Consider the following 26,400-nt stretch of genomic DNA (forward strand, 5'->3'; position numbering starts at 1 on the left):
AAATCAGCAACGGCCCCGCGTTACATTCAGCGCCCGGCTTCGAGTTGCGCCAAGCGTTCTCGGTAGGTAATTGCCAGGCTACGGATTTCGGGCTGTTCGGCCTGCTCCAAGGCCGGGCCGGCTACCCTCAGGAAATTCTCGTTGCCAGCGACTAACGCGCGCTGCAACCAGGCCAGGGCCTCTTGTGTCTGCCCCTGAGCCGCCAATACCCCGGCATGACTGAACTGTCCGCGAAAATCTCCGGCCTCAGCTGAACGCTGGTACCAACGCTGTGCGCCTGACACATCGAGCGGGCAATGCAGACCTTCCTCCAGATAGCGCCCCAGCAAGTTCATCGACTTGGCATGGCCGAGTTCGGCCGCTTGCCGATACCAGGCCAGCGCTGCTACGTCGTCCAGGGCAACACCCCGCCCGGTAGCGAGCATATTGGCGCGGTTGTACATCCCCCAGTCCAGCCCGGCTCGCGCCGCCCGGTCATAGTGCCGAGCAGCCCGAGCAAGATCCACTTCCCCGCCCCAACCATGCTCCAGGCAACGCCCGAGCATATTGTCAGCCATGGCACTGCCATGCGCGGCCGCTATGGCAAACCAGCGCCGAGCCAGACCAGAATCCTGCTCGATGCCACGCCCGTCGAGCAGGATCTGCCCAAGCAGCAACTGGGCCTCCACTACCTCCTGCCCCGCTGCAGCCAATATCGCCTGAGCAGCCTTTGCCGGGCTGTGCTCAAGCATCTGGGCGAACTGCTCGCTGTCGACTTCCTGCCGATTACGCATTGCGAAAGCCATGCCTCAGACCTCGACCCAACGGCGCAGCAGGTTGTGATAGGTACCGGTCAGCTGGATCAGTGCCGGGTGATCGGGCATGTCTGCTGTCAGCTGCTGGATAGCGTTATCCATCTCGAACAGCAAAGCACGCTGACTGTCTTCGCGAACCAGGCTCTGGGTCCAGAAGAACGCGGCATAGCGTGCGCCACGCGTGACCGGGTTGACCTTGTGCAGGCTGGTACCCGGATAGAGCACCAGGTCCCCTGCCGCCAGCTTCACTTGCTGCACACCGTAGGTGTCCTGGATCACCAGCTCACCACCGTCGTAGTCCTCGGGGTTGCTCAGGAACAGGGTCGAGGACAGGTCGGTACGCACCCGCTCGTGGCTGCCGCGGGGCTGGCGCAGAGCGTTATCAATGTGAAAACCGAAATTGCCACCTTCGCGATAGCAGTTGATCAAGGGCGGGAAGACCTTGTGCGGCAGCGCCGCCGACATGAACTGTGGGTGCTGCCACAAACGCTCGATCAGCGCCGTGCCGATTTCCTTGGCCAGTGGATGGCCTTCTGGAAGCTGCAGGTTGTGCTTGGCCTTGGCCGACTGATAACCCGCAGTGATCTTGCCGTCAGCCCACTCGGTCCGCTCCAGCGCCTCACGGATACGCGTGACTTCCTCGGTGGAGAACAGTCCGGAAATGTGTAGCAGCATGGCGCGGGCACCTGAAGGCATAAAAAGATGTCAATGATATTTATTCCCATTGACTCGCCACAAGCCCTTTCTGAGGGGTGCGACGTTTCAGCAATGGAAACCCGCACTTACAAATTGTAAATATTGTAAATTCCCCGCAAATAGCAACATTTCTCAATTGTTACTCATATTTGTTTACATTATATTTCGCGGCCTTGAAAACCTGGGGAAGGGGACCACCATGCCGCGTCACTATGTGCCAACCGCTGTCAGTTCACCACGCTTTCTCGCCTCTGCCATTGGTGTAGCACTTACTGCTACCTCCGCCGCACACCTGGCTTATGCCGCAGAAGCTGAGTCGGCCAAGAACGACGCGATTGCCCTGGACGCGACCAGCGTTACCGGCCAGGCCGACGCGGCAAGCACTGATTACAAGGTGGAGAGTGCCTCTTCGCCGAAGTACACCGCACCGCTGGTGGATATTCCACGCAGCGTGACCGTAATCCCTCAGCAGGTCATCAAGGACACCAATGCCCTTAACCTGCAGGACGCCCTGCGTACTGTGCCAGGCATCACCATGGGCGCCGGCGAAGGCGGCAACCCGTCAGGCGACCGTCCCTTCATTCGTGGCTTCGACTCGCAAAGCTCGATGTACCTGGACGGTGTACGTGACACTGGCTCACAAACCCGTGAGATCTTCGCGATTGAATCGGTCGAAGTCGCCAAGGGCCCGAACTCGACTATCGGCGGCCGTGGTGCGGCGGGCGGTACCATCAACCTGGTGAGCAAACGCGCCCACATGGGCAACTCCACCGACGCTGGCTTCACCTGGGGCTCGGACCAGACCCAACGCTACACCTTCGATGGCAACTATCAGTTCCTCGACACCGCCGCGTTCCGCCTGAACCTGATGAGTCACGCAAGCAACGTCGCCGGCCGTGACGAGGTCAACTATGACCGTTGGGGCGTAGCACCGTCGCTGGTCTTCGGCCTGGGTACCGAAACCCGCCTGAGCCTGGATTACTACCACATGGAAAGCGATGACCTGCCAGATTCAGGCATCCCTTACAGCCTAAAATCCGGCAGTTCCGCCAATCGTACGTCGGCAAATCCCGACAAGCCGACGGATGGCGGCGACAGTGACAACTTCTACGGTCTGGTTGGCCGCGACTTCTTCAAGAGCCGCGCAGATATCGCCACCATCGCTCTGGAACATGACCTGAGCGATGCACTGACCATCAGGAATACCCTGCGCCACGGCAACACCCTGCAGGATTACATCTACAGTCAGCCTGACGACAGCAAAGGCAACATCCTCAAGGGTGAAGTCTGGCGTCGCCCGAACAACCGTGTCGCCAATACCCGCACCACCACCAACCAGACCGACCTGTTCGGCGAGGTGTACATCGGCGGGTTCAAGAACACGTTCTCTACCGGTATCGAGTTGAGCCGCGAAGCCTCGACCAAGGAAGGCTACGACGTTACCGGCTTCAAGTCGGGTGACTGTTCCAAAGGTGAAGGCCTGATTCCGGGCGTGTGCACCTCGTTCACCAACCCGGACCCGAATGAGGCATGGGGTGGTAGCGTCAGCCGCACCAACGCGGGTGCCGACACCACCAGCAACACCCGCGCCATCTACCTGACCGACACCCTGGAACTGGATCCTGCCTGGTTGCTGACCATGGGCTTGCGCTATGACCATTTCGACACCAAGGCCAAGACCAAAGTCGCCAGTGGCGCCACCAGCTTCAAGACCGAAGACACCAGCGAGTTCGTCACCGGCCAACTGGGCTTGACGTGGAAGCCTGCGGAAAACGGCAGCATCTACATTTCCTATGCCACCTCGGCGACCCCCGCTGGCGCTTCGCTGGGTGAAGGCAGCGACGGTAACCCGCTGCTGACGGCCACGACCAGCAGCGAACTGAAACCGGAAGAAACCACCAACTACGAAATCGGCACCAAGTGGGACCTGCTGGACCAACGCCTGGCCCTGACCGCCGCGGTTTTCCGCACCGAGAAGGAAAACGCCCGGGTACTGGTCAGCAGCAACACTTACGAGAACGTCGGCAAAAGCCGTGTGGACGGTCTGGAACTGACAGCCACCGGTAAATTGACCAATAACTGGCAAGTCTTTGCGGGCTACACCTACATGGACGCCAAACTGGTCGATGGCGGCAAGCAAAATGTGGGGGGTGTATTCGTCGACAGCCCGAACAACGACAACCAGATGCCAAACACCCCGAATAACAGCCTGACCTTGTGGACCACCTACAACGTCACCCCGAAACTGACCGTCGGTGGCGGTGCCTTCTATGTCGATGACGTATTTGGCAACGTCAACAACACCGTTATGGTCGACTCGTACTGGCGCTACGACGCCATGGCCAGCTACAAGCTGACCAAGAACGTCGATCTGCAGTTGAACGTGCAGAACCTCACCAACGAGGTCTACTACGACAAGGCCTACGGTGCCCATTACGCCAACCAGGCAGCCGGACGCACCGCCCTGATGACCACCAGCTTCCACTTCTGAGTGCGCTGACTGGCAAGCCCCGTTCATTCCGGTGAACGGGGCTTTTGTGTATCAAGGCATAATGCGCGACTCATTCGTATTTGCGGTAAGACAAGGGTGATCGATGTGGTGAAGAAATCGTTGTTTCAACTGCACTGGTTCTTCGGAATCACCGCCGGCCTGGTGCTGGCGTTGATGGGCATCACCGGGGCAATCTGGTCGTTCCAGGATGAGCTGCTGCAGCTGTTCAACCCCGACGAGCTCAAAGTCGAAGTGCGCCAGGAGGGTGTGTTGCCGATGCCCGAACTGGTCAGGCGGATCGAGGCCGAACAGGGCGACAAGGTTGCCATGCTCTCGGTGCAACCTCGTAGCGACAAGGCGGCGCGCGTCTTCTTCACCCCGCCTCCTGGTGAACGTCGGGGCTTGATGCGCTATGCCGATCCTTATACCGGCAAGTTGCAGGGCGAGGTTGCCGGGCAAGGCTTCTTCGACCTGATGCTGCAGCTGCACCGTTTTCTGGCCATGGGTGACACCGGGCGGCAGATCACCGGCGCCTGCACGCTCATGCTGATTTTCTTCTGTCTCTCCGGCCTGTACTTGCGCTGGCCGCGCAAGGCGTTGAACTGGCGGGTCTGGCTGACCCTGGACTGGGCCAAGAAGGGCCGGGCCTTCAACTGGGACCTGCATGCGGTATTCGGCACCTGGTGCCTGCTGTTCTATCTGCTGTTCGCCCTCACCGGCCTGTTCTGGTCGTATGAGTGGTACCGCGAAGGCCTGAACAAGCTGCTGGCCGATGGCCCCGCTGCCGGCGAGCAGCACAAGCGTGGCGAAGGCCGTGGGCGCCCAGGTGGTGCTCCGGGCAAAGACGCCAAACCGCTGGTGGTCGACTACGATGCCGTCTGGAGTAGCCTGCAAGCCGCCGCAGGCCCGGCCATGGCCAGCTACAACCTGCGACTGCCACCTGCTGGCGGACAACCGGCGACTCTCTTCTACCTGCTTGAAGGCGCCGAGCACGAACGAGCACTCAACACCCTGACCCTCGATCCGGCCAACGGCCAGGTGAAAAAGCACGATCGTTACGCCGACAAGTCGTTCAAGGCGCAACTGCTGGCCAGCGTCTATGCACTGCACGTGGGCAGCTACTTTGGCCTGACCGGGCGCATCCTGGTGACCATCGCCAGCCTGACCATGCCATTGTTCTTTGTCACCGGCTGGTTGCTCTACCTTGATCGTCGACGCAAGAAGCGCCAGGTGCGGGCCGCACGCAGCACCTTGGCGCCATCGAATGCCCAGGGCCACGGCTGGCTCATTGGTTTTGCCAGCCAGAGCGGTTTCGCCGAACAGCTGGCCTGGCAGAGTGCCGGACAACTGCAAGCCGCCGGTTTGCCAGTAAAGGTGCGTTCACTGGCCGAGTTGACCGAAAGTGACCTCAACCAGGCTGAACGCGCGCTGTTCGTGGTCAGTACCTTCGGCGATGGCGAGGCGCCGGACAGTGCCCGCGGCTTCGAACGCAAAGTGCTCGGCCAGCCGTGGGCCCTGGGCAACCTGAACTACGCCCTGCTCGCTCTCGGCGACCGGCAATATCCACATTTCTGTGGCTTTGCCCGACGCCTGCAGGCCTGGCTTGGCGAACGTGGCGCCACCAGCGCATTCGCCCCTGTGGAAGTCGACAGCGCAGACCCTACCGCCCTGCAGCACTGGCAGCAGCAACTGGCACAGTTGACCGGCAGCAAGCCACTGGCCGCCTGGAAAGCGCCTGAGTTCAGCAACTGGACCCTGGTTGAGCGCACCTTGATGAACCCTGGCAGTCAGGGCTCAGCGGTGTATCTGCTTGGCCTCAAGCCACAGCAACCGGCGCAATGGCAAGCCGGAGACCTGGTGGAAGTTCTGCCGCGCAACAGCCCGCAAATCCTTGAACAGTTCCTGCGCGGGCTGGGGCTTGATGGCGAATCTGCCGTACAGGTCGACGGCCTGCAGGAAAGCCTGCTCCAGGCCCTGGCCGGTCGGCAATTGCCCAACAGCCGCGAGCACCTGGTCGGCCTGCATGCCCAGGCTCTGATCGATGCGCTGATTCCGCTGGCTGCGCGCGAATATTCAATCGCCTCGATCGCCAGCGATGGCGTGCTGGAACTGATCATTCGTCAGGAACGCCATCCCGACGGCAACCTGGGGCTCAGCTCAGGCTGGCTGACCGAGTACCTGCCGGTGCAAGGTAGCGTCAACCTGCGCGTGCGCCGCAATAGCGGCTTCCAGCTGCCAGAAACATCGATGCCGATCATTCTGATCGGTAATGGCACTGGCCTTGCGGGCCTGCGGAGTTTGCTCAAGGCACGTATCGCCGAGGGCGAGCAGCGAAACTGGCTGTTGTTCGGCGAGCGTAACCGAGCACACGACCTGCTGTGCGGCGATGAAATGCAGGGCTGGCTGGACAGCGGTGACCTGCAACGGCTGGACCTGGCGTTTTCGCGGGATCAGGCAGAGAAGGTGTATGTCCAGGATGTGTTGCTGCAACAAGGCGAAGAACTGCGCCGCTGGGTAGCTGCAGGGGCCTGCGTGTATGTCTGCGGAAGCCTGCAAGGTATGGCTGCGGGGGTGGATGCGGCGCTCAAGGGCATCCTTGGCGATGAAGCGCTTCAACAACTGATCGAGGATGGGCGGTATCGGCGTGACGTGTATTGATCAGACGTTAATCGCGTAGGATTCGGTTTTTTCTCGGTGCATGTGCGTTCCTAAAGCCCTTATGGAAACGCACATGCGCCTTGTAATCTCGTTTTTACGCAGGGAACTCAATTAATTCATAGTCATCCAGGGTAAAGAGAAGGGGGCTCCCGTTACCACCTGTGGAGAGGTAAGTGACACCTTCCTCTGATTGCGCTTTTACCGTATATCCCTTGCGGTCACGCAGAAAAAACGCGGGCCGCTGATCGCCAAAGCCTTCGTAGAAACCCGCCGGTTCTATTTTCCAGAATACTTCGTCACCCACACTGCTGTAAAAGCCGAGAAAGCCATTGCGGCTGGAATCAATTTGCTGGCCGAAGTAAAGGCCTTGGGCAAGGCTTCCGACGTTGAAGTGAATACGATCAGCTATCTGCTCGATGAAAACGAAAGCCAGCTTCACAGGTCGAGAGCTAGCGTTGGCTGACAGCTGCAACCATCCGGAATCGACATTAGCGAACAAGGCGTGAGTACCCTGCTCAATAGTCTTGGCCGGCCCCAGCTCCTCCACGTCAATATCCTCTGAGTCGTCCAAGCCAATGTCTTGCAGGATGCTCGCCGCAAGTGGGCTTTCAAGATGACCCGACTTCTTCCGGTTCTTCTTTTTCGACGATGATCTGTGCCATGAGACCCTGACCGGAATCGGATGTTCTGGATCGGCCAAGCACACCAGCGTAGCAACGAAATTCTTGTTCAACTCTTGTGGGTACATACCATTCACTCCTGCCCCTGCCATTCGCTGAATCGTGCCTACGCCTCGCAAGCGAATGTCGGGCGGTTCAAAGTCCATGCGAGGGCGACAACGAGCATGCACTTGGGCCTGTATCTGAATGAATGCTGAACGGTTTCCTCCGGGGCGGCGGATAGTTGCCGGGCCTATCCGCCAGCAGGGTTGCTATGGCTTAACGTGCTTGGAGATCAAGCACGCTTGAAGTTGCGCAGTTGGCACTCAACACTCAACCAACCGCCTGAAAACCTTCCTGACAACGGTGGTCAGTGCAGTTCGAAGGTATCGGCATCCAGATTGGCCGGAAAACGCGTGCGGTAGGCTGCCAGGTCAGCCGCATTGAGAATCACGGTAAAGACCCCATCCGCCTCCCCCGCGCTGAGCAGGCTCTCGCCCTGGAAATCCAGCACCTGACTGTCGCCAGAATAGGCAAAGCCCTTGCCGTCAGTACCGACCCGGTTCACCGCCGCCACGTAACACAGGTTTTCAATGCCCCGTGCCGGCAACAGGCGGTTCCAGTGCTGACGCCGCGCCGCCGGCCAGTTGGCCGTGTACAGCAGCAGGTCGGTATCTTGCGCATCACGGCTCCATACCGGGAAGCGCAGGTCGTAACAGATCAACGTGCGCACCCGCCAGCCCTTGACCTCGAACTGCACCTGACGCTCGCCTGGGGTGTAATGCTTATGTTCGCCGGCCATGCGGAACAGATGGCGCTTGTCGTAGAACAGGATCTCGCCATCCGGGCGTGCCCAGAGCAGGCGGTTGCGGTGGCTGCCGTCGGCGGCCTGGATAATCACACTGCCAGTAACCACCGCATCGAGCTTTTTCGCCTGGCTCTTGAGCCACTTGTAGGTCGGGCCGTTTTCCGGCTCGGCCAGGCTCTCGGAGTCCATGGAAAAACCGGTGGTGAACATTTCCGGGAGGATGATCAGATCGGCGCCACGGGCCTGCTCCAGCAAGCCGTCGAAATGTTCGTAGTTGGCCAGCCGGTCGTGCCAGGCCAGGGTTGTCTGCACCAGGGCGACTTTCAGGTTTGGCAGAGCACTCAGATCGCGCATAACTTCTCCGCTGCCTGACGCAGCGTCTCCTCGCGTTTGGCAAAACACAGGCGCACCAGGCGCTGCTCGGGAATGGGTTGCTGGTAGAACACCGATACCGGGATGGTTGCCACCCCGTGTTCACGGGTGAGCCACAGCGACATCTCGACGTCGTTCAGGTCCGGGCGGATGGCTGAGTAGTCGACCAGCTGGAAGTAAGTGCCGGCGGTGCGGGTGAACTGAAAGCGTGACGTGGCCAGCAGATCGCAGAACAGGTCGCGCTTGGCCTGGTAGAAGGCCGGGAGTTCTTCGACGTGCTCTGGATGCTCAGCCATGAAATCGGCCAGCGCCCATTGCAGCGGGGTCACACCACAGAAGTTGACGTACTGATGGACCTTGCGCAGTTCAGCGCTCAGTGCCGGTGGAGCAACTACATAGCCGGTCTTCCAGCCAGTAACGTGATAGGTCTTGCCGAACGAGCTGACGACAAAGGCACGCTGGTACAGCGCTTCAACGGCCAGCACACTGGCGTGCTGTACGCCGTCGAACACCAGGTGTTCATAGACCTCGTCGCTGATCAGGTAGATATCGCGGTCGGCGATCAACAGTGCCAGCTTGTCCAGGTCATCGCGGCTGAACAACGCGCCCGTGGGGTTATGCGGCGAGTTGAGAATGATCATCCGCGTACGCGGGCTCAGGGCCTCAGTGAGCTTCTGCCAGTCGATGGCAAATTGACCGTCGGTGAGCTGTACATGCACGCAGCGTCCGCCGGCCAGTTCGACCGAAGGCTCGTAACTGTCGTAGCACGGGTCGAAGACAATCACTTCATCACCAGCACGAATGACAGCGTGGATGGCACAAAAGATTGCTTCGGTGGCACCCGGGGTGATGGTGACCTCCGTCTCGGCATCGACACTGACGCCATAGCTACGGGCGATCTTGGTCGCGACCTGCTGGCGCAAGGCTGGTAAACCGGTCATCGGGCAATACTGGTTGTGTCCGGCACTCACATGCCGGCCTACCGCATCGAGCAGGGCCTGGGGACCATTGAAATCGGGAAAACCCTGGGACAGGTTCAAGGCGCCGGTTTGCACGGCGAGCTGGGACATGGTGGTAAAGATGGTCGTGCCGACGTTCGGCAACTTGCTACTGATCATGAAGCCCTCTTTCCTGCTGAACAATCCGGCGGTCAGAGACCGAGCATAGCGGATTGAGTGGTCAGGAAAAAGGTTGAAACAGTCGCAGGGCAATCGCGGGGCAAGCCCGCTCCCACAGTGTGGGAGCGGGCTTGCCCCGCGATGCATTTAGCGTTTGTCTTTACGCTTCTTCTCAGCTTTCTTGTGGTGCGACATCAAGCGACGCTTCTTGTTGACCTGGCGGTCGGTCAAGGCGTTCTTGTTGCCTTCGTACGGGTTCTCACCACCCTTGTACTCGATGCGGATCGGCGTACCGACCAGCTTGAGCACGCGGCGATAGGTGTTTTCCAGATAACGCGAGTAGGACTTGGGTACTTTCTCGACCTGGTTACCGTGGATCACGATGATCGGCGGGTTGGCGCCACCCAGGTGGGCGTAGCGCAGCTTGATCCGGCGACCGTTGACCATCGGCGGCTGGTGATCGCTGATCGCGTCTTCGAGGATCTGGGTCAGGCGGCTGGTCGGCCAGCGGGTAACCGCCGACTTGAAGGAGTTCTGCACCGATTGGTACAGATTGCCCACGCCAGTGCCGTGCAGCGCCGAAATGAAGTGGATGTCGGCGAAGTCGACGAAAAACAGCCGACGTTCCAGCTCGGTTTTCACGTAGTCGCGTTCACCTGGCTGCATGCCATCCCACTTGTTCAGGGCGATGACGATGGCGCGGCCGGCTTCCAGGGCAAAGCCCAGCAGGTTCAGGTCATGGTCAACCACGCCTTCGCGGGCATCCATGACGAAGATGACCACGTTGGCATCCTTGATCGCCTGCAGGGTTTTGACCACGGAGAATTTTTCGACTTCTTCGTGGATCTTGCCGCGCTTGCGCACGCCCGCGGTGTCGATCAGGGTGTACTTCTCTTCGTTACGCTCGAAGGGAATGTAGATACTGTCGCGGGTGGTACCCGGCTGGTCGTAAACGATTACCCGGTCTTCACCGAGCATGCGGTTGACCAGGGTCGACTTGCCGACGTTCGGACGACCGATGATGGCGATCTTGATGCCATCTTTCTCGCTCGGGCCAGGGATGCGTACCGCTTCTTCGCCTTCGGCGACGTCGGTATCGATCTCTTCTACATTGTCGCGCGGGAAGTCGCTGAGCACGGCTTCAAGCAGGTTGTTGACGCCACGGCCCTGAGCGCCGGCGACGCCGATGGCGTTGCCCATGCCCAACGGCGAGAACTCGGCGATGGCAATCTGCGGATCGATGTTGTCGATCTTGTTGGCGACCAGGAACGAGCGCTTGTTGCGCTTGCGCAGGTGCTCGGAAATCATCTGGTCGGCGGCGGTCAGGCCGGCGCGGGCGTCAACCAGGAACAGGACCACATCGGCTTCTTCGATGGCCAGCAGCGACTGCTCGGCCATTTTCTCGTCCATGCCATGCTCGTCACCGGAAATACCACCGGTGTCGACCAGGATGTACGAACGGCCTTGCCAGCTTGCTTCACCGTATTGGCGGTCACGGGTCAGCCCGGACAGGTCGCCGACGATAGCGTCACGGGTCCTGGTCAGGCGGTTGAACATGGTGGATTTACCGACGTTCGGTCGGCCCACCAGGGCGATTACGGGAACCATGCGGCTCTCCACTTCATAAATTCAGAAAATACAAAGGCCGCTGCACTGCAGCGGCCGGAGTTCGGGCGGCACCCGAAGTGCCGCAGCCCGAGGCCTGCACGGCCTCAAGCATAGCCTCAGCGGATGGTCAGCGCCTCGAGCTTGCCGCTGTTGCCGTACACATAGATGGTGTCACCCACCACCAGCGGACGGGCACGCAGGCCATCGCTGTCGATACGCTCACGACCGACGAAGCGACCGTCGACCTGGCTGAGCAGGTGCAGGTAGCCTTCCAGGTCACCTACTGCTACATAGCTGGAGAACACTTCCGGCGCCGACAATTGACGACGTGCCAGCGAATCGTTGCTCCACAGGGCGCTCGAAGAACGCTCGTCGATGCCTTCCACGGTACCCGAAGCCAGGCTCACGTAGACGTTACCGAAGCCCTGGGCCACACCGGTGTAACTGGAAGCATCACGCTGCCACAACACCCGGCCGCTTTCCAGATCCAGACCGGCAACCCGGCCCTGGTAGCTGCTCACGTACAGGATACCGCCAGACAGCAGCAGGCCGCCGTCGATATCGACAACCCGGTCAAGCTCCGAGCGGCCTTGCGGGATGGCCACACGCTGTTCCCAGACCGGCACGCCGTTGCGGGTATCCAGCGCGATGACCTTACCGGTCGACAAACCAGCAACAGCCAGGTGATTGGTCACGATCGGCGCACCGGTACCACGCAGGGTCAGTACCGCTGGAGTGCTTTCGTAGATCCAGCGGCGATCACCGGTGCTGGCATCCAGGCCGATCACACGGTCGTCCTGGGTTTGCACGACCACCACGTCACCGTTGGTGGCAGGCGGCGCCAGCACTTCACTGGTAACACGCGAACGCCAGCGCTGTTCACCGGTGCTGGCATCCAGAGCGATCACTTCGCCGCGCAGGGTACCGAGCATGACCATGCCGTAACCGACGCCAACGGCACCGGAGACAGGCAGTTCAAGGTCCTTTTTCCAGGCCACGTCGCCGGTATTGCGATCCATGGCCATCACCACGCCGGTCACATCGGCGGCGTAGATACGATCGTTCTCGATCGCCGGGACCAGCATGTTGAAGGACTCGCCCTGACCGTCACCGATCGAACGACTCCATTGCTTCTTCAGGACCACCTCTTCGGTGAACTTGGTCAGCTCGGCCGGCGGCAATTCCTTTTTGCTGTTGCTGCTGCAACCCGCGGCCAGAATGGCCAGGGTCAGCACTGCTGCATGTTTCCAACCGATCACGTCACGCATCCCCTTTGGCCAGGTCGTCGAGCTTGAGTTGCAAACCACCGATCGCGGCGTCGTCAGACAGCGCGGCCTTGGCCTTTTCGTAAGCGGCATGGGCATCAGCAGCACGACCCAGCTGTACCAGCAGGTCGCCCTTGAGCTCTTCACGGCTGGCCAGGAACGCTTTGTCGGCGTCGCCTTCCAGCAGTTTCAGCGCTTCTTCAACCTTGTTCTGGGCAGCCAGGACACGGGCCAGACGCTGACGGGCGATTTCGCCCAAGGTGTCATCAGCCGGCTTGTCGACGATCGACTTGAGCTCGGCAGCAGCGTCATCGAGCTTGCCGGCCTCGACCGCGACCTTGGCCACGAACAGGCTGCCGTACTGGGCATAGGCGCTACCGCCAAACTCGTTCTTGAGCTTGCCGGACAGTTCCGCGACCTTGGCCGCATCCGGCTCGCCGCTTGGCGTCAGGGTGGTTTCCAGCAGGGCCTGATAAAGGTTCGAGGCGCCTTGCGACTGGTTGCCCTGGTATTTCTGGAAGGCTTGCCAGCCGAACACTATTACCAGTGCCAGCAGGCCGCCGGTTACCAGTGGCTTGCCATTACGCTGCCACCAGTCCTTGAAGGCCGCCAGCTGTTCATCATCGGTACTCGACACCCCAATACTCCTTTTCACCAAATCGGCTGTTGACCCGCTTCACGCCTGCGCGAGGGAAGCTTCCAGGTGCTCTGCCAGAGCATCCCAGGCAATGTTTTGTTGTTCGCCCTGGCCACGCAGGGGTTTGAAACCTACCACTTGTTGCGCCAGTTCGTCGTCCCCCAGGATCAAGGCGAACAGCGCGTTGCTCTTGTCGGCCTTCTTGAACTGACTCTTGAAGCTGCCAGCACCGGCATTGACCTGCAGGCGCAGGTTCGGCAGGCGGTCACGCAGACGCTCGGTCAGGGCCAGGCCCGCCAGCTCTGCCTGCTCACCGAAAGCGCACAGGTAGACATCGACCTGACGGTTGATCGACTCGGGTACCTGTTCCAGGGTTTCCAGCAGCAGGATCAGACGCTCGATACCCATGGCGAAACCAACGCCCGGGGTCGGCTTGCCGCCCATCTGCTCGACCAGGCCGTCATAGCGGCCACCGGCACAGACAGTGCCCTGGGAGCCGAGCTTGTCGGTGACCCACTCGAACACGGTCTTGCTGTAGTAATCCAGGCCACGCACCAGCTTGGTGTTGATCACGAACGGGATACCGGCGGCGTCCAGACGTGCCTTGAGGCCATCGAAATGTACCCGCGACTCTTCGTCCAGGTAGTCTTCGAGCTTCGGCGCGCCAACCAGCACCGCCTGGGTGTTGGCGTCCTTGCTGTCGAGGATGCGCAGCGGGTTGGTTTTCAGGCGACGCTGGCTGTCTTCGTCCAGCTGCTCCAGACGCGCCGAGAGGAACTCGACCAGCGCATCACGGTAACGCGCACGGGCTTCGCTGGTGCCCAGGCTGTTGAGTTCGAGCTTGACCGCGTCACGGATACCCAGCAGGCCCCACAGGCGCCAGGTGAGGACGATCAACTCGGCGTCGATGTCCGGACCGTCGAGGTTGAAGACTTCAACGCCGATCTGGTTGAACTGGCGATAGCGCCCCTTCTGCGGGCGCTCGTGGCGGAACATCTGGCCGATGTACCAGAGTTTCTGCACCTGGCCACCGCCGCTGATGCCGTGCTCAAGCACTGCACGCACGCAGGCCGCGGTGCCTTCCGGACGCAGGGTCAGGGAGTCACCGTTTCGGTCGGCGAAGGTGTACATCTCTTTTTCGACGATGTCGGTCACTTCACCGATCGAGCGTTTGAACAGCTCGGTGAACTCGACGATCGGCGTACGGATCTGACGATAGCCGTAGGTGTCCAGCAGGCCGGCGACGGTGCTCTCGAAATAGCGCCACAGCGGGGTCTGCTCGGGCAGGATGTCGTTCATGCCACGGATGGCTTGCAGCGATTTGCTCACGGAAAATCCTTACGAATCTGGGTATCAGCCACGGGCGATCAACGCCGCGTCGGCCTCGGCCTTTTCGGCCGCTTTCTGGCGGATGAGCCGTTCCAGCTCATCGACCAGGTTGTCATTGGTCAGCTTCTGCGCAGGCTTGCCATCGATGTAGATCAGGTTCGGCGTACCGCCGGTCAGCCCCACATGGGCTTCCTTGGCTTCGCCTGGACCATTGACCACGCAGCCGATCACGGCCACGTCCATCGGTACCAGCAGGTCTTCCAGACGCCCTTCCAGCTCGTTCATGGTCTTGACCACATCGAAATTCTGCCGCGAGCAGCTCGGGCAGGCGATGAAGTTGATTCCACGCGAACGCAGGTGCAGGGACTTGAGGATGTCGTAACCGACTTTTACTTCCTCAACCGGGTCTGCCGCCAGGGAGATGCGAATAGTATCGCCAATCCCTTCGGCAAGCAGCATACCGAGGCCGACTGCGGATTTCACCGTACCAGAGCGCAGGCCACCGGCTTCAGTGATGCCCAGGTGCAGGGGCTGGATGATCTGCTTGGCCAACAGCCGATAGGCTTCAACCGCCATGAACACGTCGGAGGCCTTGACGCTGACCTTGAAGTCCTGGAAATCCAGGCGATCGAGGTGTTCGACGTGACGCATGGCCGACTCGACCAGCGCCGCCGGGGTTGGCTCGCCGTACTTTTTCTGCAGGTCCTTTTCCAGGGAACCGGCGTTGACGCCGATGCGGATCGGGATGCCGCGGTCGCGGGCAGCGTCGACGACAGCACGCACGCGGTCTTCACGGCCGATGTTGCCCGGGTTGATCCGCAGGCAGTCGACGCCCAGTTCGGCAACGCGCAAGGCAATGCGGTAGTCGAAGTGGATATCGGCGACCAGCGGCACGCTGACCTGCTGCTTGATCCGGCCAAAGGCTTCGGCCGCGTCCATGTCCGGTACCGAGACACGAACGATATCGACACCGGCATCAACCAGACGGTTGATCTGTGCCACGGTGGCCGCGACATCGTTGGTGTCGGTGTTGGTCATGCTCTGTACGGCGATAGGGGCATCGCCGCCGACAGGAACATTACCTACCCAGATTTTTCGCGATTCGCGACGTTTGATCGGTGATTCGCCGTGCATGACTTATTGTCCCAACTTCAGGCGAGCAGTCTCGCCACTGGTGAACGGCGCAACGTCAACAGGCTGGCCGTTGTAGCTGACCTGCACGCCCCGGGCAAAGCCCAGGCGTACCGCAAACGGCGGCTTGCCGGTCAGGTCCAGGCTGTCGCCCTTGCGCTTGATGGCGCTGAACAGCACCTTGCCGTTGCCGTCGGTGACCGAAGTCCAGCAATCGGCGGTGAATTGCAGGTGCAGCTTGCCGCTGCCGGCAGATGCCGGGGTCGGGGCCGCAGGTGCCGGCGTGGCGGCCGGAGCAGCCGCTACCACCACTGGGGCGACGGGGGCTACCGGAGCAGGTGCCGGCGCTGCAGCTACCGGAGCGGCGGGTGCAGCAACAGGTGCAACAGGGGCAGTGACGGCCGGAACTACCGGCGCGACCACAGTGCTGCCAGGTGTTTGTGGCGCTGTTTCGGTCTGCTCAGTGGCCGCCGGGGCCTGCTCCAGGCTCAGCGGGGTGCTTTCCGGTTGCTGCGCGGCGCTGACCGCCTGGTCTTCAGGTTCGTCCAGCGGATGGATCTGGGTGGTGCCGTCGGCGCTTTCGACCTCGACATGTTCCAGAGCCATATTGACCAGGTCTTTGCTGCTCTGGCTGCCCTGCTCCTGCCACCAGAAGAAGCCGCCACCAATCACCACAACCAACAGCAACAGGCTGACGACGCGCAGAATGTTGTGCGACAACCGCACCGGCTCTTCAATGCGACCCAGCGCGTGCACGTCGCTGCCCTGGGCGTCGGTACCGGTGCATTGGTCAAAAGCTTGCACCAGCGCGGCCTGATCCATGTCCAGCAGCTTGGCATAGGCACGGATGTAGCCGCGGGCAAAGGTGTGACCAGGCAGCTTGTCGAAGGCGCCGGCTTCAAGGTTGTTCAAGGAACTCACGGTCAGGTTCAGCTTGTGAGCCACTTCGACTTGCGACCAGCCCCTGTTCTCACGGGCCTGACGCAGAGTCTCACCTGGATTCTCGCGAGTCGCTGCTGCTACTTCGGGATGCGCCGCTTTCATCATTGCTCCGACAGGTATTGCTGATATTCCGGCGTACCGGGATAAAGTCGTTGTAATTGCAGGCCCAGATCGGTGGCCTTGTTCCGTTCTTCGAAGACGCTGGCCAGGCGACTGCCCAGCAGCAAGCTGCGGGCACTGTGGTCGCTCAGCTGGCTGAAACGATCGTAGTAGTCACGGGCCGGCACATAATGCCTGTCTTCGTAAGACAACTCAGCCATTTCCAGCAACGCGCGTGGTTGCTGCTGGTTGAGCCGTAAAGCTTTTACCAGGTATTCCTGCGCCTGGTCGCGCTGGCCCAGCCGCAACGCGGTCAGGCCGAGACTCTCGAATACGCGTGAACGTTCAGGATACAGGGTATCGGCCGCAGCTTGGGCAAACATCTGCTGCGCCTGGACGTATTGCCCCTGAGCATAAAGGAAACTGCCGTAATTGTTACGGGTCCGCGTATCGTCCGGGCGACTGGCCAGGGCCTTGCGGTAGTGCTTCTGCGCCAGTTCCGGTTCGTCTTCGGCCTGATACACCAAAGCCAGGGCACCGTTTGCAGCGGCGTCCTGGCTATCGAGATCAAGCGCTTTTTTCAGCGGCCCTTTGGCCTGCTCGGTCAAACCTTGTTGCAAATAACCCAGCCCCAACTGCACATAGGCCTGCCCGGCCTGCGCGCGCCCTTCGCGCGTCGCCAGCGTGTCCGAACTCCCGCCGGACACGCAGCCTGCAAGCAGGGCGAGCGACAGAATCGACAGCGCGACGCGCAAGGTCATGGAGTTCCTCTCTTCAGTTGCGCACAGCGCTGTCTTGCATTTCGCCTTCAGCGTTCAACTGACGCACGGCGATATAGCGCTCGCTGCGGCGGGTCCGATCCATCACCTGCCCTACCAGCTGACCACAGGCGGCGTCGATGTCTTCACCACGGGTGGTGCGCACCGTCACGTTGTAGCCGGCGTGATGCAGGTGGTCCTGGAAACGGCGGATGGCGTTGTTGCTCGGCCGCTCGTAACCGGAATGCGGGAACGGGTTGAACGGGATCAGGTTGATCTTGCACGGCACGTTCTTGAGCAGCTCGGCCATTTCCACGGCGTGTTCGAGCTTGTCGTTGACGTCCTTGAGCAGGGTGTACTCAATAGTCAATACACGCTTTTCACCGAGTTGCGACATGTAGTTCATGCACGACTCGAGCAGGAGCTTGAGCGGGTATTTCTTGTTGATCGGCACCAGTTCGTTGCGCAGCGCATCGTTCGGCGCGTGCAGCGACAGGGCCAGGGAGACGTCGATGTGCTTGGCCAGCTCATCGATCATCGGTACCACGCCGGAGGTGGACAGGGTCACCCGGCGCTTGGAAATGCCGTAGCCGAGGTCGTCCATCATCAAATGCATGGCGGCGACCACGTTATCGAAGTTCAGCAGCGGCTCACCCATGCCCATCATCACCACGTTGGTGATGGCGCGGTCGATGGTGGCGGGAATGCTGCCGAACGATTTGTTGGCAATCCACACCTGGCCGATGACTTCGGCGGCGGTGAGGTTGCTGTTGAATCCTTGCTTGCCGGTGGAGCAGAAACTGCAGTCCAGGGCGCAACCGGCCTGAGACGAGACACACAAGGTGCCACGCTTGCCCTGGGGGATGTACACGGTCTCGACGCAGCTGCCGGACGCCACGCGCACCACCCATTTACGGGTGCCGTCGCTGGAGATGTCCTCGCTGACCACTTCCGGACCGCGAATCTCGGCAACGGCCTTGAGCTTTTCGCGCAAGGCCTTGCCGACATTCGTCATGGCGTCGAAATCATCGACGCCAAAGTGGTGAATCCATTTCATTACCTGACCGGCACGGAAACGCTTCTCCCCGATAGAGTCGAAGAATTTTTCCATTTCCGGCTGGGTCAGCCCCAACAGGTTAGTTTTGCCAGTCGATGTCGTCATGGATTCACCCTCACCCGTAAGCTTTCGCTTAGCGAGTGGTTACCTCGGTAGCTGCGAAGAAGTAAGCGATTTCGCGAGCAGCAGCGGCTTCGGAGTCCGAACCGTGAACGGCGTTGGCGTCGATGGATTCAGCGAAGTCGGCGCGGATGGTGCCTGGAGCAGCTTCTTTAGGGTTGGTAGCGCCCATCAGCTCACGGTTCAGAGCGATGGCGTTTTCGCCTTCCAGAACCTGAACAACTACTGGACCGGAGATCATGAAAGCAACCAGGTCAGCGAAGAAACCGCGCTCTTTGTGCTCAGCGTAGAAGCCTTCGGCTTCGGCTTTGGACAGTTGCTTCAGTTTCGAAGCAACGATTTTCAGGCCAGCTTCTTCGAAGCGGGAAGTGATCTTGCCGATCACGTTCTTGGCAACGGCGTCAGGCTTGATGATCGAGAAAGTACGTTGAACAGCCATGGTGTAACTCCAGAAACGTTGAGTGAAGCGAAAAATTAAACCCGCGAATTATACGCGGGTTCCGGGGGATTGCCTAACCTGCCGAGCGCGCTCAGTCGGCTTCTTCGATCCAGGCCGCCTGGATGGCTTCGAGAACCTTCTCGCCGCCACGCTGCGGATCGTCACTGAAATCCGGCAAAGCCAGCACCCACTGGTGCAGATCGACGAAGTTCACATAACGAGGATCGACTTCCGGCTTGCTTTCGGCAAGCTGGATTGCAATTTCAAGTACATCAACCCATTTCAGGCTCATGTCAGCTCCAGATCAATGCGGCGCTTCGGCGGCGTGGTTGAGGGAGTACTTGGGAATCTCGACCGTCAGGTCTTCGGTGCCGACCTTGGCCTGACAGGTCAGGCGCGACGTCGGTTCCAGGCCCCAGGCACGGTCAAGATAGTCCTCTTCCAGCTCGTCGGCCTCGTTAAGCGAGTCGAAGCCTTCGCGAATCACGCAGTGGCACGTGGTGCAAGCGCAGACGCCGCCGCAGGCGCTTTCGATTTCGATGTGGTTGTCATGCGCCACTTCGAGGATCGACTTACCTGTCTCGGCCTCTACAACCATGCCATCCGGGCAGAACTTCTCGTGGGGCAGAAAAATCACCTGCGGCATCTGTTACTCCTCGATCTCATTCAGGTTGCGCCCGGCCAACGCGGCTTTTACCGTCGAATCAAGGCGACGGGCGGCAAAGGCATCGGTCACCTGCGACAGACGTTTGGTCTGTTGCTCGATGGCAGCGCCATCGGTGCCGTTGATCAAATCACGCAAGTCTTGCATTTGTTGTTCGATAGCCAAGCGCTCTTCGGCGTCCAGCAGGCGCTCGCCATCGGCGTCCAGGGCACCCTGCACCGCTTCAAGCAGACGCTCAGCGTCAACCTGGTGCTCACGCAACTGGCGAGCGACCTTGTCAAAACCGGCATGTTCGAAGGAATCCTTGAGCATGCGGGCGATTTCGCCGTCGGTCAGACCGTAGGACGGCTTGACCTGGATGCTTGATTCGACGCCCGAACCCAGCTCGCGCGCCGAAACGCTGAGCAGGCCGTCGGCATCGACCTGGAAGGTCACGCGAATCTTCGCCGCGCCGGCGACCATCGCCGGAATACCCCGCAGTTCGAAGCGCGCCAGCGAGCGGCAGTCGCTGATCAATTCACGTTCGCCTTGCAGCACGTGGATCATCATCGCCGACTGGCCGTCTTTATAGGTGGTGAACTCCTGGGCACGGGCGACCGGGATGGTGGTGTTGCGCGGAATCACCTTCTCCATCAGCCCGCCCATGGTTTCAAGCCCCAGGGACAGCGGGATCACATCAAGCAGCAGCAGTTCGCCACCATCACGGCGGTTGCCGGCCAGGGTATCGGCCTGGATCGCGGCACCAATGGCGACCACCTGATCCGGATCGATTTCGGTCAACGGGGTGCGGCCAAACAGGGCACCGACCGCCTCACGCACGCGCGGAACGCGGGTCGAACCACCGACCATGACCACCGCGCCGACCTCTTCAAGCTCGACGCCACTGTCACGCACGGCGCGACGACAAGCCTTGAGGCTACGGGAGATCATCGGTTCGATCAGCGCATCGAACGCGCTGCGGGTCAGCTCAGCCTGCCAGTTGCCATAGGCGACACTGACCGAATCAGCATCGGTCAGGGCTTCCTTGGCCGCACAAGCGGTTTGCAGCAGCTGGCGCTGGGCACCCGGATCAAGGTCCGAGGACAGGCCGGCCTGCTCGACGATCCAGTTGGCGATCGCGTGGTCGAAGTCGTCGCCGCCCAGGGCGCTGTCGCCACCAGTGGCCAACACTTCAAAGACACCGCCAGTCAGGCGCAGGATCGAGATATCGAAAGTCCCGCCGCCCAGGTCATAAATGGCTACCAGGCCTTCGGCGTTCTGATCCAGACCATAGGCCACGGCCGCTGCAGTCGGCTCATTGAGCAGACGCAAAACGTTCAGACCGGCCAGGCGCGCAGCGTCCTTGGTGGCTTGGCGCTGAGCATCGTCGAAATAGGCCGGAACAGTAATGACCGCACCGACCAACTCGCCACCCAAGGTCTCTTCAGCGCGCTGACGCAGAACCTTGAGGATATCGGCCGAGACTTCCACCGGGCTTTTCGGGCCCTGAATGGTGTCGATGAACGGCATGTGCGATTCACCGCCGACAAAGCGGTATGGCAGTTGCTCACCCAGCTGCTTGACGTCCGCCAGGCCACGGCCCATCAGGCGCTTGACCGACAGCACGGTATTGAGCGGATCGCTGGAAGCGGCATCGCGCGCAACCTGACCGACATCGATGTGATCCGCGTGATAACGCACCGCCGAAGGCAGGATGACCCGGCCTTGAGCGTCAGGCAGGGGCTCGCTACGGCCGCTGCGCAGGGCGGCAACCAGGGAGTTGGTGGTACCAAGGTCAATACCCACCGCCAGGCGGCGCTGGTGCGGCTGAGGACTCTGACCGGGTTCGGCAATCTGCAGTAGGGCCATGCTTATCTGAATACCAGGGGCGCCGCCAGAGGCAGCGCCGGGTTAATCGTCGAGGCGCTCTTCCAGCTGGCGCACTTCATAGGCGAGCTTGTCGAGAAACTGCATGCGGCGCATCAGGCGCTCGGCCTGTTCGCGCTGCGCAGCATCATCCCAGCAGGCGGCGAAGTCCTCGTTGAGTGCTTCCTGGGCGGTTTTCAGGCGACGCTTGAAAACGGCCACGCCATCGAGGTCGGCACTGTCCTGCAGGTCTTCGAGTTCTTCGCGCAATTGCATCTGCTGCAGCAGGAACTCGGGATCATGGACGGTGACTTCCTGCGGCACTTCATGGCCGCCGATCGCCAGCAGGTAGCGGGCACGCCGGGGCGCGCTCTTGAGAGTCTGGTAGGCCTCGTTCAGCGCAGCCGAACGCTCCAGCGCTATGCGCTGTTCACGTTCGGAGGCATCGGCGAAGCGATCCGGATGGACCTCGCGGGCCAGCTCGCGATAGCGAACGGCCAACTTGTCGAGATCCAGACGGAAGCCAGGTTGCAGGTCAAACAGGGCGAAATGACAAGGAGTACCCACGCGCAGCCTCAGACGTTGAAGCTTTCGCCGCAGCCACACTCACCGCGTACGTTGGGGTTGTTGAACTTGAAGCCTTCGTTCAACCCTTCCTTGACGAAATCCAGCTCGGTGCCGTCGAGGTACGTCAGGCTTTTCGGATCGATGATCACTTTCTGGCCATGGCTTTCGAAGACCTGGTCTTCGTCGGCCAGCTCATCGACGAACTCCAGCACATAGGCCAGGCCCGAGCAGCCGGTGGTGCGCACGCCGAGGCGAATTCCAACGCCTTTGCCGCGTCCATCAATGGAGCGCCGCACATGGTTGGCGGCGGCTTCTGTCATGCTGATAGCCATCGAGACTCCTTACCTGCAACAGGCGAACTTAGAGCAAACCTTTCTTCTGCTTGTAATCGCGTACGGCCGCCTTGATGGCGTCCTCGGCGAGCACCGAGCAGTGGATTTTCACTGGCGGCAGCGCCAGTTCTTCGGCCAGCTGGGTGTTCTTGATGGTTTCGGCTTCGTCCAGCGTCTTGCCCTTCATCCACTCGGTGGCCAGGGAGCTGGAGGCGATGGCCGAACCACAGCCGTAGGTCTTGAACTTGGCATCTTCGATGACGCCCTGCTCGTTGACCTTGATCTGCAGACGCATTACGTCGCCGCACGCTGGAGCTCCGACCATGCCGGTGCCGACATCCGGGTCTTCGGCATTCATCTTGCCGACGTTACGCGGGTTTTCGTAGTGGTCGATGACCTTTTCACTGTATGCCATGGTGCAATTCCTTCCTCATCAGAGAGCCGCTCTTGCCGGCGACTACTTAGTGCGCAGCCCACTCAATCTTGGAGATGTCGACGCCATCTTTGTACATATCCCACAGCGGCGACAGTTCGCGCAGCTTGGTCACGGCCTCGCAAACCTTCTGCGCGGCGTAGTCGATTTCTTCTTCGGTGGTGAAACGACCGAAGGTGAAGCGGATCGAGCTGTGTGCCAGCTCGTCGTTGCGGCCCAGGGCGCGCAACACGTAGGACGGCTCAAGCGAAGCCGAAGTACAGGCCGAGCCGGACGAAACGGCCAGGTCCTTGAGCGCCATGATCAGCGACTCGCCTTCGACGTAGTTGAAGCTCAGGTTCAGGTTGTGCGGGATGCGTGCGGTCATGCAGCCGTTGATGTACAGCTCTTCCAGACCTTCAACCTGCTTGTAGAAGCGGTCGCTCAAGGCCTTGATGCGCACGTTTTCGCTGGCCATCAGCTCTTTGGCGATGGCGAAGGCTTCACCCATGCCGACGATCTGGTGAGTCGCTAGGGTGCCCGAACGCATGCCGCGCTCGTGACCACCGCCGTGCATGGTGGCTTCCAGGCGCACACGAGGCTTGCGGCTGACGTACAGCGCGCCGATGCCTTTAGGGCCGTAGGTTTTGTGTGCAGAGAACGACATCAGGTCGACTTTCAGCTTCTGCAGGTCGATTTCAACCTTGCCGGTCGACTGGGCCGCGTCAACGTGGAACATGACGCCGCGGGCGCGGGTCAGTTCGCCGATGGCAGCGATGTCGTTGATGGTGCCGATTTCGTTGTTCACATGCATGATCGACACTAGGATGGTGTCATCACGCAGGGCAGCTTCAACCATGGCCGGGGTGATCAGGCCATCGGCGCCTGGCTCGATGTAGGTGACTTCGAAGCCTTCACGCTCCAGCTGACGAGTGCTGTCCAGAACAGCCTTGTGCTCGATCTTGGAGGTGATCAGGTGCTTGCCCTTGGTGCTGTAGAAGTGCGCGACGCCCTTGATTGCCAGGTTGTCGGACTCGGTGGCACCGCTGGTCCAGACAATTTCCCGCGGATCGGCATTGACCAGGTCAGCGACCTGGCGACGGGCGTTCTCGACCGCTTCTTCGGCTTTCCAGCCAAAGACGTGGGAGCGCGACGCCGGGTTACCGAAGTTTCCGTCGACCAGCAGGCAGTCGCTCATCTTCTGGGCAACGCGTGGGTCGACCGGTGTGGTCGCGGAGTAATCGAGGTAGATCGGCAACTTCATTGAATATCTCCTATCAGGCGGTCGCGCCGCGCGTCGAAACGGTCATTCGACGGCGGACGTCTCAATCTTGTCCAGCTGCGGTGCCCGGCCTGCAATACGACGCAGGTCCTGGCGCTGGGCGACTTCTTGTACCTCACGGCGAGTAACAAGGTCAGCCAGGCTGATGCCGCTAAGAAACTCGTGAATCTGCTGGCTCAGGTCACACCACAAGTGGTGGGTCAGGCAGGTGTCGCCGGCGTGGCAATCACCCAGGCCCTGGCAGCGCGTGGCGTCGACCGATTCATTGACCGCGTCGATAACCTGGGCTACCTGAATGCTCTCCATGCTTCGCGACAGCTGATAGCCGCCGCCAGGTCCGCGCACACTGGAAACCAGGCTGCTACGGCGCAGCTTTGCAAACAGCTGCTCCAGATAAGAGAGGGAGATGCCTTGGCGTTCGGAAATGTCGGCCAGAGACACCGGCCCATGCTGCGCGTGCAACGCCAGGTCGAGCATGGCGGTCACGGCGTATCGGCCTTTTGTAGTCAGTCGCATGGCTAGTAGGTACCACGGGGTTACGGGATGGGAGCGAGTATGCAATTCCCGAGCATTTAAGTCAACTATAAGACCTAGTGCTTTAGTCGGGTTTACCGCAAGACGGCGGCCGAATGATAGCAAACTAAGGGGCGCCTGCGCACGCCCCTTCTGTCAATGCGTCGACGCGTCGCTACGTGCTTCGTCCTTGATCTCGGCGAAGTCTTCTTCGCGCAGCGCTGGCAGCTCCTTGGCACAGTAGTCACTGCCCAGACTCTTCAGCGCACCGCACATATCCTCCAGGCGCCCATCGACTGCCTGCAGGTGATCGAGCAACTGACCAATGGCACGCGCGACCGGGTCAGGCATGTCTTCACTGACACCGTAGGCATCGAAGCCGATCTTCTCGGCCATGGCCTTGCGCTTGGCTTCAACTTCGGCGTCGGTCTTGACGATGATGCGCCCCGGGATCCCCACGGCAGTAGCACCTGCCGGCACTGCCTTGGTTACCACGGCATTGGAGCCGATCTTGGCTCCGGCACCGACGGTAAAAGGTCCCAGCACCTTGGCTCCGGCACCCACCACCACACCATCCTCCAGGGTCGGATGGCGTTTGCCCTTGTTCCAGCTGGTGCCACCCAGGGTCACCCCCTGGTACAAGGTGACATCGTCGCCGATCTCGGCCGTTTCGCCGATCACGATACCCATGCCATGGTCGATGAAGAAGCGCCGGCCGACCTTGGCCCCCGGATGAATCTCGATACCGGTCATCCAGCGCCCGAAGTTCGATACCAGCCGGGCAAGCCATTTCCAGTCACGCTTCCACAGCGCGTGCGCCGCCCGGTGCAGCCAGATCGCATGCATGCCCGGATAGCAGGTCAGCACTTCAAAGGCGTTGCGCGCCGCCGGGTCACGGTGGAAAACGCTCTGGATATCTTCACGCAGACGCTCGAACATTTATTGATCCTTGCGCTTATGCGGCTCGCCACGGGCCACTTTCTGGGTTTCCGTGAGGATGCCGCGCAAAATACTCATTTCCGAACGATTGACCGAACTGCGCCCATACAGCCGGCGCAGACGCGGCATCAGGTGCTTGGGCTTTTCCGGGTCGAGAAAGCCGATGTCGACCAGGGTCTTTTCCAGGTGCTCGTAGAACAGCTCCATTTCATCCATGGTCGCCAGCTCGCTACTGCGCACCGACGTCACCTCGAACTTCTCCACCTTTGAAGGCTGACCTTCGGCAGCCAGCCAGGCCATGCGCACCTCGTAAGACAGCACCTGCACCGCCGCCGCCAGATTCAGCGAACTGAAATCAGGATTGGAGGGGATGTGCACATGAAAATGGCAACGCTGCAGCTCTTCGTTGGTCAGGCCGGCGTACTCACGACCAAACACCAGGGCGATCTCTTCACCCTGGACGGCATGCTCGATGACTTTGCTGCCACATTCGCGCGGGTCGACCAGCGGCCAGGGGATGCGACGCTCACGGGCACTGGTGCCAAACACCAGGTTGCAACCGACCAGCGCCTCTTCGAGGGTGGCAACTATCTGGGCGCCACCGAGCACATCATCGGCACCCGACGCACGGGCATCGGCCTCATGCGACGGAAAATCCTGCGGGTCGACCAGCACCAGGCGCGACAAGCCCATGTTTTTCATGGCACGCGCAGCGCCGCCGATATTGCCGGGGTGGCTGGTATTGACCAGAACAACACGAATATTTTGCAGCAAGGCGAGCGCTCACAGACACGGGAAAGAGGCAGCAAATCTTACAGAACACACCGACTTTACGCTACGAAAGCAAATGTCACCCTTCTTCGCG

26 protein-coding genes are annotated in these 26,400 nt (G+C 60.6%); 2 read left to right on the forward strand and 24 right to left on the reverse strand.

What is annotated here, in order from left to right:
• Positions 1-26: 26 nt before the first annotated feature.
• Both PSAKL28_RS21795 and PSAKL28_RS21800 read right to left on the reverse strand, forming a co-directional pair.
• Complete coding sequence (locus tag PSAKL28_RS21795; protein WP_038614492.1) at positions 27-785, reverse strand: tetratricopeptide repeat protein; 759 nt, start codon at positions 783-785, stop codon at positions 27-29.
• Positions 786-788: 3 nt separating this feature from the next.
• Entirely contained in the window at positions 789-1,469 is a 681-nt protein-coding gene (locus tag PSAKL28_RS21800) for a Fe2+-dependent dioxygenase (protein ID WP_038614493.1), read from the reverse strand.
• Positions 1,470-1,689: 220 nt separating this feature from the next.
• On the opposite strand from PSAKL28_RS21800, the gene PSAKL28_RS21805 reads away from it, so the two are divergent.
• Positions 1,690-3,981 carry a TonB-dependent receptor gene (locus PSAKL28_RS21805; RefSeq protein ID WP_038614495.1) on the forward strand — a complete coding sequence of 764 codons (2,292 nt, stop codon included), beginning with the start codon at positions 1,690-1,692 and terminating at the stop codon, positions 3,979-3,981.
• 105 nt (positions 3,982-4,086) lie between these two features.
• Entirely contained in the window at positions 4,087-6,639 is a 2,553-nt protein-coding gene (locus PSAKL28_RS21810) for a PepSY domain-containing protein (protein WP_038616929.1), read from the forward strand.
• A 94-nt stretch (positions 6,640-6,733) separates the two neighbouring features.
• Here PSAKL28_RS21810 and PSAKL28_RS21815 read toward each other — a convergent pair whose 3' ends face one another.
• From PSAKL28_RS21815 to trmJ, 22 genes are all read right to left on the reverse strand, one after another.
• Positions 6,734-7,387, reverse strand: coding sequence for a hypothetical protein (locus PSAKL28_RS21815; protein ID WP_038614497.1), 654 nt, complete (start codon positions 7,385-7,387; stop codon positions 6,734-6,736).
• 281 nt (positions 7,388-7,668) lie between these two features.
• Positions 7,669-8,460, reverse strand: a complete 792-nt coding sequence (locus PSAKL28_RS21820) for an amidohydrolase (protein WP_038614498.1) — start codon at positions 8,458-8,460, stop codon at positions 7,669-7,671.
• Positions 8,448-9,596 carry a pyridoxal phosphate-dependent aminotransferase gene (locus PSAKL28_RS21825; protein ID WP_038614499.1) on the reverse strand — a complete coding sequence of 383 codons (1,149 nt, stop codon included), beginning with the start codon at positions 9,594-9,596 and terminating at the stop codon, positions 8,448-8,450. The genes PSAKL28_RS21820 and PSAKL28_RS21825 overlap by 13 nt, the downstream gene beginning before the upstream one ends.
• A 147-nt stretch (positions 9,597-9,743) precedes the next feature.
• Entirely contained in the window at positions 9,744-11,204 is a 1,461-nt protein-coding gene (der, locus tag PSAKL28_RS21830) for a ribosome biogenesis GTPase Der (protein ID WP_038614501.1), read from the reverse strand.
• A 116-nt stretch (positions 11,205-11,320) separates the two neighbouring features.
• A complete protein-coding gene (gene bamB / locus PSAKL28_RS21835; RefSeq protein ID WP_174446949.1) occupies positions 11,321-12,472 on the reverse strand; it encodes an outer membrane protein assembly factor BamB in 1,152 nt (383 codons plus the stop codon).
• Positions 12,465-13,106 (reverse strand): YfgM family protein, encoded by a 642-nt coding sequence (locus tag PSAKL28_RS21840; protein ID WP_038614502.1) that lies wholly within the window; start codon positions 13,104-13,106, stop codon positions 12,465-12,467. Before PSAKL28_RS21840 ends, bamB begins: the two co-directional genes overlap by 8 nt.
• A gap of 39 nt (positions 13,107-13,145) precedes the next feature.
• Positions 13,146-14,435: a histidine--tRNA ligase gene (gene hisS / locus PSAKL28_RS21845; protein WP_038614504.1), complete on the reverse strand. Its 1,290-nt coding sequence runs from the start codon at positions 14,433-14,435 to the stop codon at positions 13,146-13,148.
• Positions 14,436-14,459: 24 nt separating this feature from the next.
• Complete coding sequence (ispG, locus tag PSAKL28_RS21850) at positions 14,460-15,569, reverse strand: flavodoxin-dependent (E)-4-hydroxy-3-methylbut-2-enyl-diphosphate synthase (protein ID WP_038614506.1); 1,110 nt, start codon at positions 15,567-15,569, stop codon at positions 14,460-14,462.
• Between the two features lie 3 nt (positions 15,570-15,572).
• On the reverse strand, positions 15,573-16,610 hold the full coding sequence (locus tag PSAKL28_RS21855) for a RodZ domain-containing protein (protein ID WP_038614508.1): 1,038 nt from the start codon (positions 16,608-16,610) through the stop codon (positions 15,573-15,575).
• Positions 16,610-17,368, reverse strand: a complete 759-nt coding sequence (gene pilW, locus PSAKL28_RS21860; RefSeq protein ID WP_038614510.1) for a type IV pilus biogenesis/stability protein PilW — start codon at positions 17,366-17,368, stop codon at positions 16,610-16,612. Before pilW ends, PSAKL28_RS21855 begins: the two co-directional genes overlap by 1 nt.
• Before the next feature lie 13 nt (positions 17,369-17,381).
• The gene (gene rlmN / locus PSAKL28_RS21865; RefSeq protein ID WP_038614511.1) at positions 17,382-18,527 is read right to left on the reverse strand and encodes a dual-specificity RNA methyltransferase RlmN; all 1,146 of its coding nucleotides are present in this window, start codon (positions 18,525-18,527) and stop codon (positions 17,382-17,384) included.
• A gap of 28 nt (positions 18,528-18,555) precedes the next feature.
• Positions 18,556-18,981, reverse strand: a complete 426-nt coding sequence (gene ndk / locus PSAKL28_RS21870; RefSeq protein ID WP_038614512.1) for a nucleoside-diphosphate kinase — start codon at positions 18,979-18,981, stop codon at positions 18,556-18,558.
• 91 nt (positions 18,982-19,072) lie between these two features.
• Positions 19,073-19,273 carry a Fe-S cluster assembly protein IscX gene (iscX, locus tag PSAKL28_RS21875; protein ID WP_010223458.1) on the reverse strand — a complete coding sequence of 67 codons (201 nt, stop codon included), beginning with the start codon at positions 19,271-19,273 and terminating at the stop codon, positions 19,073-19,075.
• A 12-nt stretch (positions 19,274-19,285) separates the two neighbouring features.
• The gene (fdx, locus tag PSAKL28_RS21880) at positions 19,286-19,627 is read right to left on the reverse strand and encodes an ISC system 2Fe-2S type ferredoxin (RefSeq protein WP_038614513.1); all 342 of its coding nucleotides are present in this window, start codon (positions 19,625-19,627) and stop codon (positions 19,286-19,288) included.
• Between the two features lie 3 nt (positions 19,628-19,630).
• Positions 19,631-21,493 carry a Fe-S protein assembly chaperone HscA gene (gene hscA / locus PSAKL28_RS21885; RefSeq protein ID WP_038614514.1) on the reverse strand — a complete coding sequence of 621 codons (1,863 nt, stop codon included), beginning with the start codon at positions 21,491-21,493 and terminating at the stop codon, positions 19,631-19,633.
• 42 nt (positions 21,494-21,535) lie between these two features.
• The gene (hscB, locus tag PSAKL28_RS21890) at positions 21,536-22,057 is read right to left on the reverse strand and encodes a co-chaperone HscB (protein WP_038614515.1); all 522 of its coding nucleotides are present in this window, start codon (positions 22,055-22,057) and stop codon (positions 21,536-21,538) included.
• An 8-nt stretch (positions 22,058-22,065) separates the two neighbouring features.
• Positions 22,066-22,389 carry an iron-sulfur cluster assembly protein IscA gene (iscA, locus tag PSAKL28_RS21895; RefSeq protein ID WP_038614517.1) on the reverse strand — a complete coding sequence of 108 codons (324 nt, stop codon included), beginning with the start codon at positions 22,387-22,389 and terminating at the stop codon, positions 22,066-22,068.
• A 28-nt stretch (positions 22,390-22,417) separates the two neighbouring features.
• Complete coding sequence (iscU, locus tag PSAKL28_RS21900; RefSeq protein WP_002552476.1) at positions 22,418-22,804, reverse strand: Fe-S cluster assembly scaffold IscU; 387 nt, start codon at positions 22,802-22,804, stop codon at positions 22,418-22,420.
• 46 nt (positions 22,805-22,850) lie between these two features.
• Positions 22,851-24,065, reverse strand: a complete 1,215-nt coding sequence (locus tag PSAKL28_RS21905; protein ID WP_038614518.1) for an IscS subfamily cysteine desulfurase — start codon at positions 24,063-24,065, stop codon at positions 22,851-22,853.
• A 42-nt stretch (positions 24,066-24,107) separates the two neighbouring features.
• Complete coding sequence (gene iscR, locus PSAKL28_RS21910) at positions 24,108-24,599, reverse strand: Fe-S cluster assembly transcriptional regulator IscR (protein ID WP_038614519.1); 492 nt, start codon at positions 24,597-24,599, stop codon at positions 24,108-24,110.
• Between the two features lie 153 nt (positions 24,600-24,752).
• On the reverse strand, positions 24,753-25,535 hold the full coding sequence (gene cysE / locus PSAKL28_RS21915) for a serine O-acetyltransferase (protein WP_038614520.1): 783 nt from the start codon (positions 25,533-25,535) through the stop codon (positions 24,753-24,755).
• The gene (trmJ, locus tag PSAKL28_RS21920) at positions 25,536-26,309 is read right to left on the reverse strand and encodes a tRNA (cytosine(32)/uridine(32)-2'-O)-methyltransferase TrmJ (protein WP_038614521.1); all 774 of its coding nucleotides are present in this window, start codon (positions 26,307-26,309) and stop codon (positions 25,536-25,538) included.
• Between the last annotated feature and the right edge of the window lie 91 nt (positions 26,310-26,400).

The organism is Pseudomonas alkylphenolica (genome assembly GCF_000746525.1).
GTDB lineage: Bacteria > Pseudomonadota > Gammaproteobacteria > Pseudomonadales > Pseudomonadaceae > Aquipseudomonas > Aquipseudomonas alkylphenolica.

Coding starts and splice junctions, on each gene's coding strand:
- PSAKL28_RS21795 (WP_038614492.1), bottom strand. CDS start 785: ATGGCTTTCGCAATGCGTAATCGGCAGGAAGTCGACAGCGAGCAGTTC.
- PSAKL28_RS21800 (WP_038614493.1), bottom strand. CDS start 1,469: ATGCTGCTACACATTTCCGGACTGTTCTCCACCGAGGAAGTCACGCGT.
- PSAKL28_RS21805 (WP_038614495.1), top strand. CDS start 1,690: ATGCCGCGTCACTATGTGCCAACCGCTGTCAGTTCACCACGCTTTCTC.
- PSAKL28_RS21815 (WP_038614497.1), bottom strand. CDS start 7,387: ATGTACCCACAAGAGTTGAACAAGAATTTCGTTGCTACGCTGGTGTGC.
- PSAKL28_RS21820 (WP_038614498.1), bottom strand. CDS start 8,460: ATGCGCGATCTGAGTGCTCTGCCAAACCTGAAAGTCGCCCTGGTGCAG.
- PSAKL28_RS21825 (WP_038614499.1), bottom strand. CDS start 9,596: ATGATCAGTAGCAAGTTGCCGAACGTCGGCACGACCATCTTTACCACC.
- der (WP_038614501.1), bottom strand. CDS start 11,204: ATGGTTCCCGTAATCGCCCTGGTGGGCCGACCGAACGTCGGTAAATCC.
- bamB (WP_174446949.1), bottom strand. CDS start 12,472: ATGCGTGACGTGATCGGTTGGAAACATGCAGCAGTGCTGACCCTGGCC.
- ispG (WP_038614506.1), bottom strand. CDS start 15,569: ATGCACGGCGAATCACCGATCAAACGTCGCGAATCGCGAAAAATCTGG.
- PSAKL28_RS21855 (WP_038614508.1), bottom strand. CDS start 16,610: ATGAAAGCGGCGCATCCCGAAGTAGCAGCAGCGACTCGCGAGAATCCA.
- pilW (WP_038614510.1), bottom strand. CDS start 17,368: ATGACCTTGCGCGTCGCGCTGTCGATTCTGTCGCTCGCCCTGCTTGCA.
- rlmN (WP_038614511.1), bottom strand. CDS start 18,527: ATGACGACATCGACTGGCAAAACTAACCTGTTGGGGCTGACCCAGCCG.
- ndk (WP_038614512.1), bottom strand. CDS start 18,981: ATGGCTGTTCAACGTACTTTCTCGATCATCAAGCCTGACGCCGTTGCC.
- iscX (WP_010223458.1), bottom strand. CDS start 19,273: ATGAGCCTGAAATGGGTTGATGTACTTGAAATTGCAATCCAGCTTGCC.
- fdx (WP_038614513.1), bottom strand. CDS start 19,627: ATGCCGCAGGTGATTTTTCTGCCCCACGAGAAGTTCTGCCCGGATGGC.
- hscA (WP_038614514.1), bottom strand. CDS start 21,493: ATGGCCCTACTGCAGATTGCCGAACCCGGTCAGAGTCCTCAGCCGCAC.
- iscA (WP_038614517.1), bottom strand. CDS start 22,389: ATGGCTATCAGCATGACAGAAGCCGCCGCCAACCATGTGCGGCGCTCC.
- iscU (WP_002552476.1), bottom strand. CDS start 22,804: ATGGCATACAGTGAAAAGGTCATCGACCACTACGAAAACCCGCGTAAC.
- PSAKL28_RS21905 (WP_038614518.1), bottom strand. CDS start 24,065: ATGAAGTTGCCGATCTACCTCGATTACTCCGCGACCACACCGGTCGAC.
- iscR (WP_038614519.1), bottom strand. CDS start 24,599: ATGCGACTGACTACAAAAGGCCGATACGCCGTGACCGCCATGCTCGAC.
- cysE (WP_038614520.1), bottom strand. CDS start 25,535: ATGTTCGAGCGTCTGCGTGAAGATATCCAGAGCGTTTTCCACCGTGAC.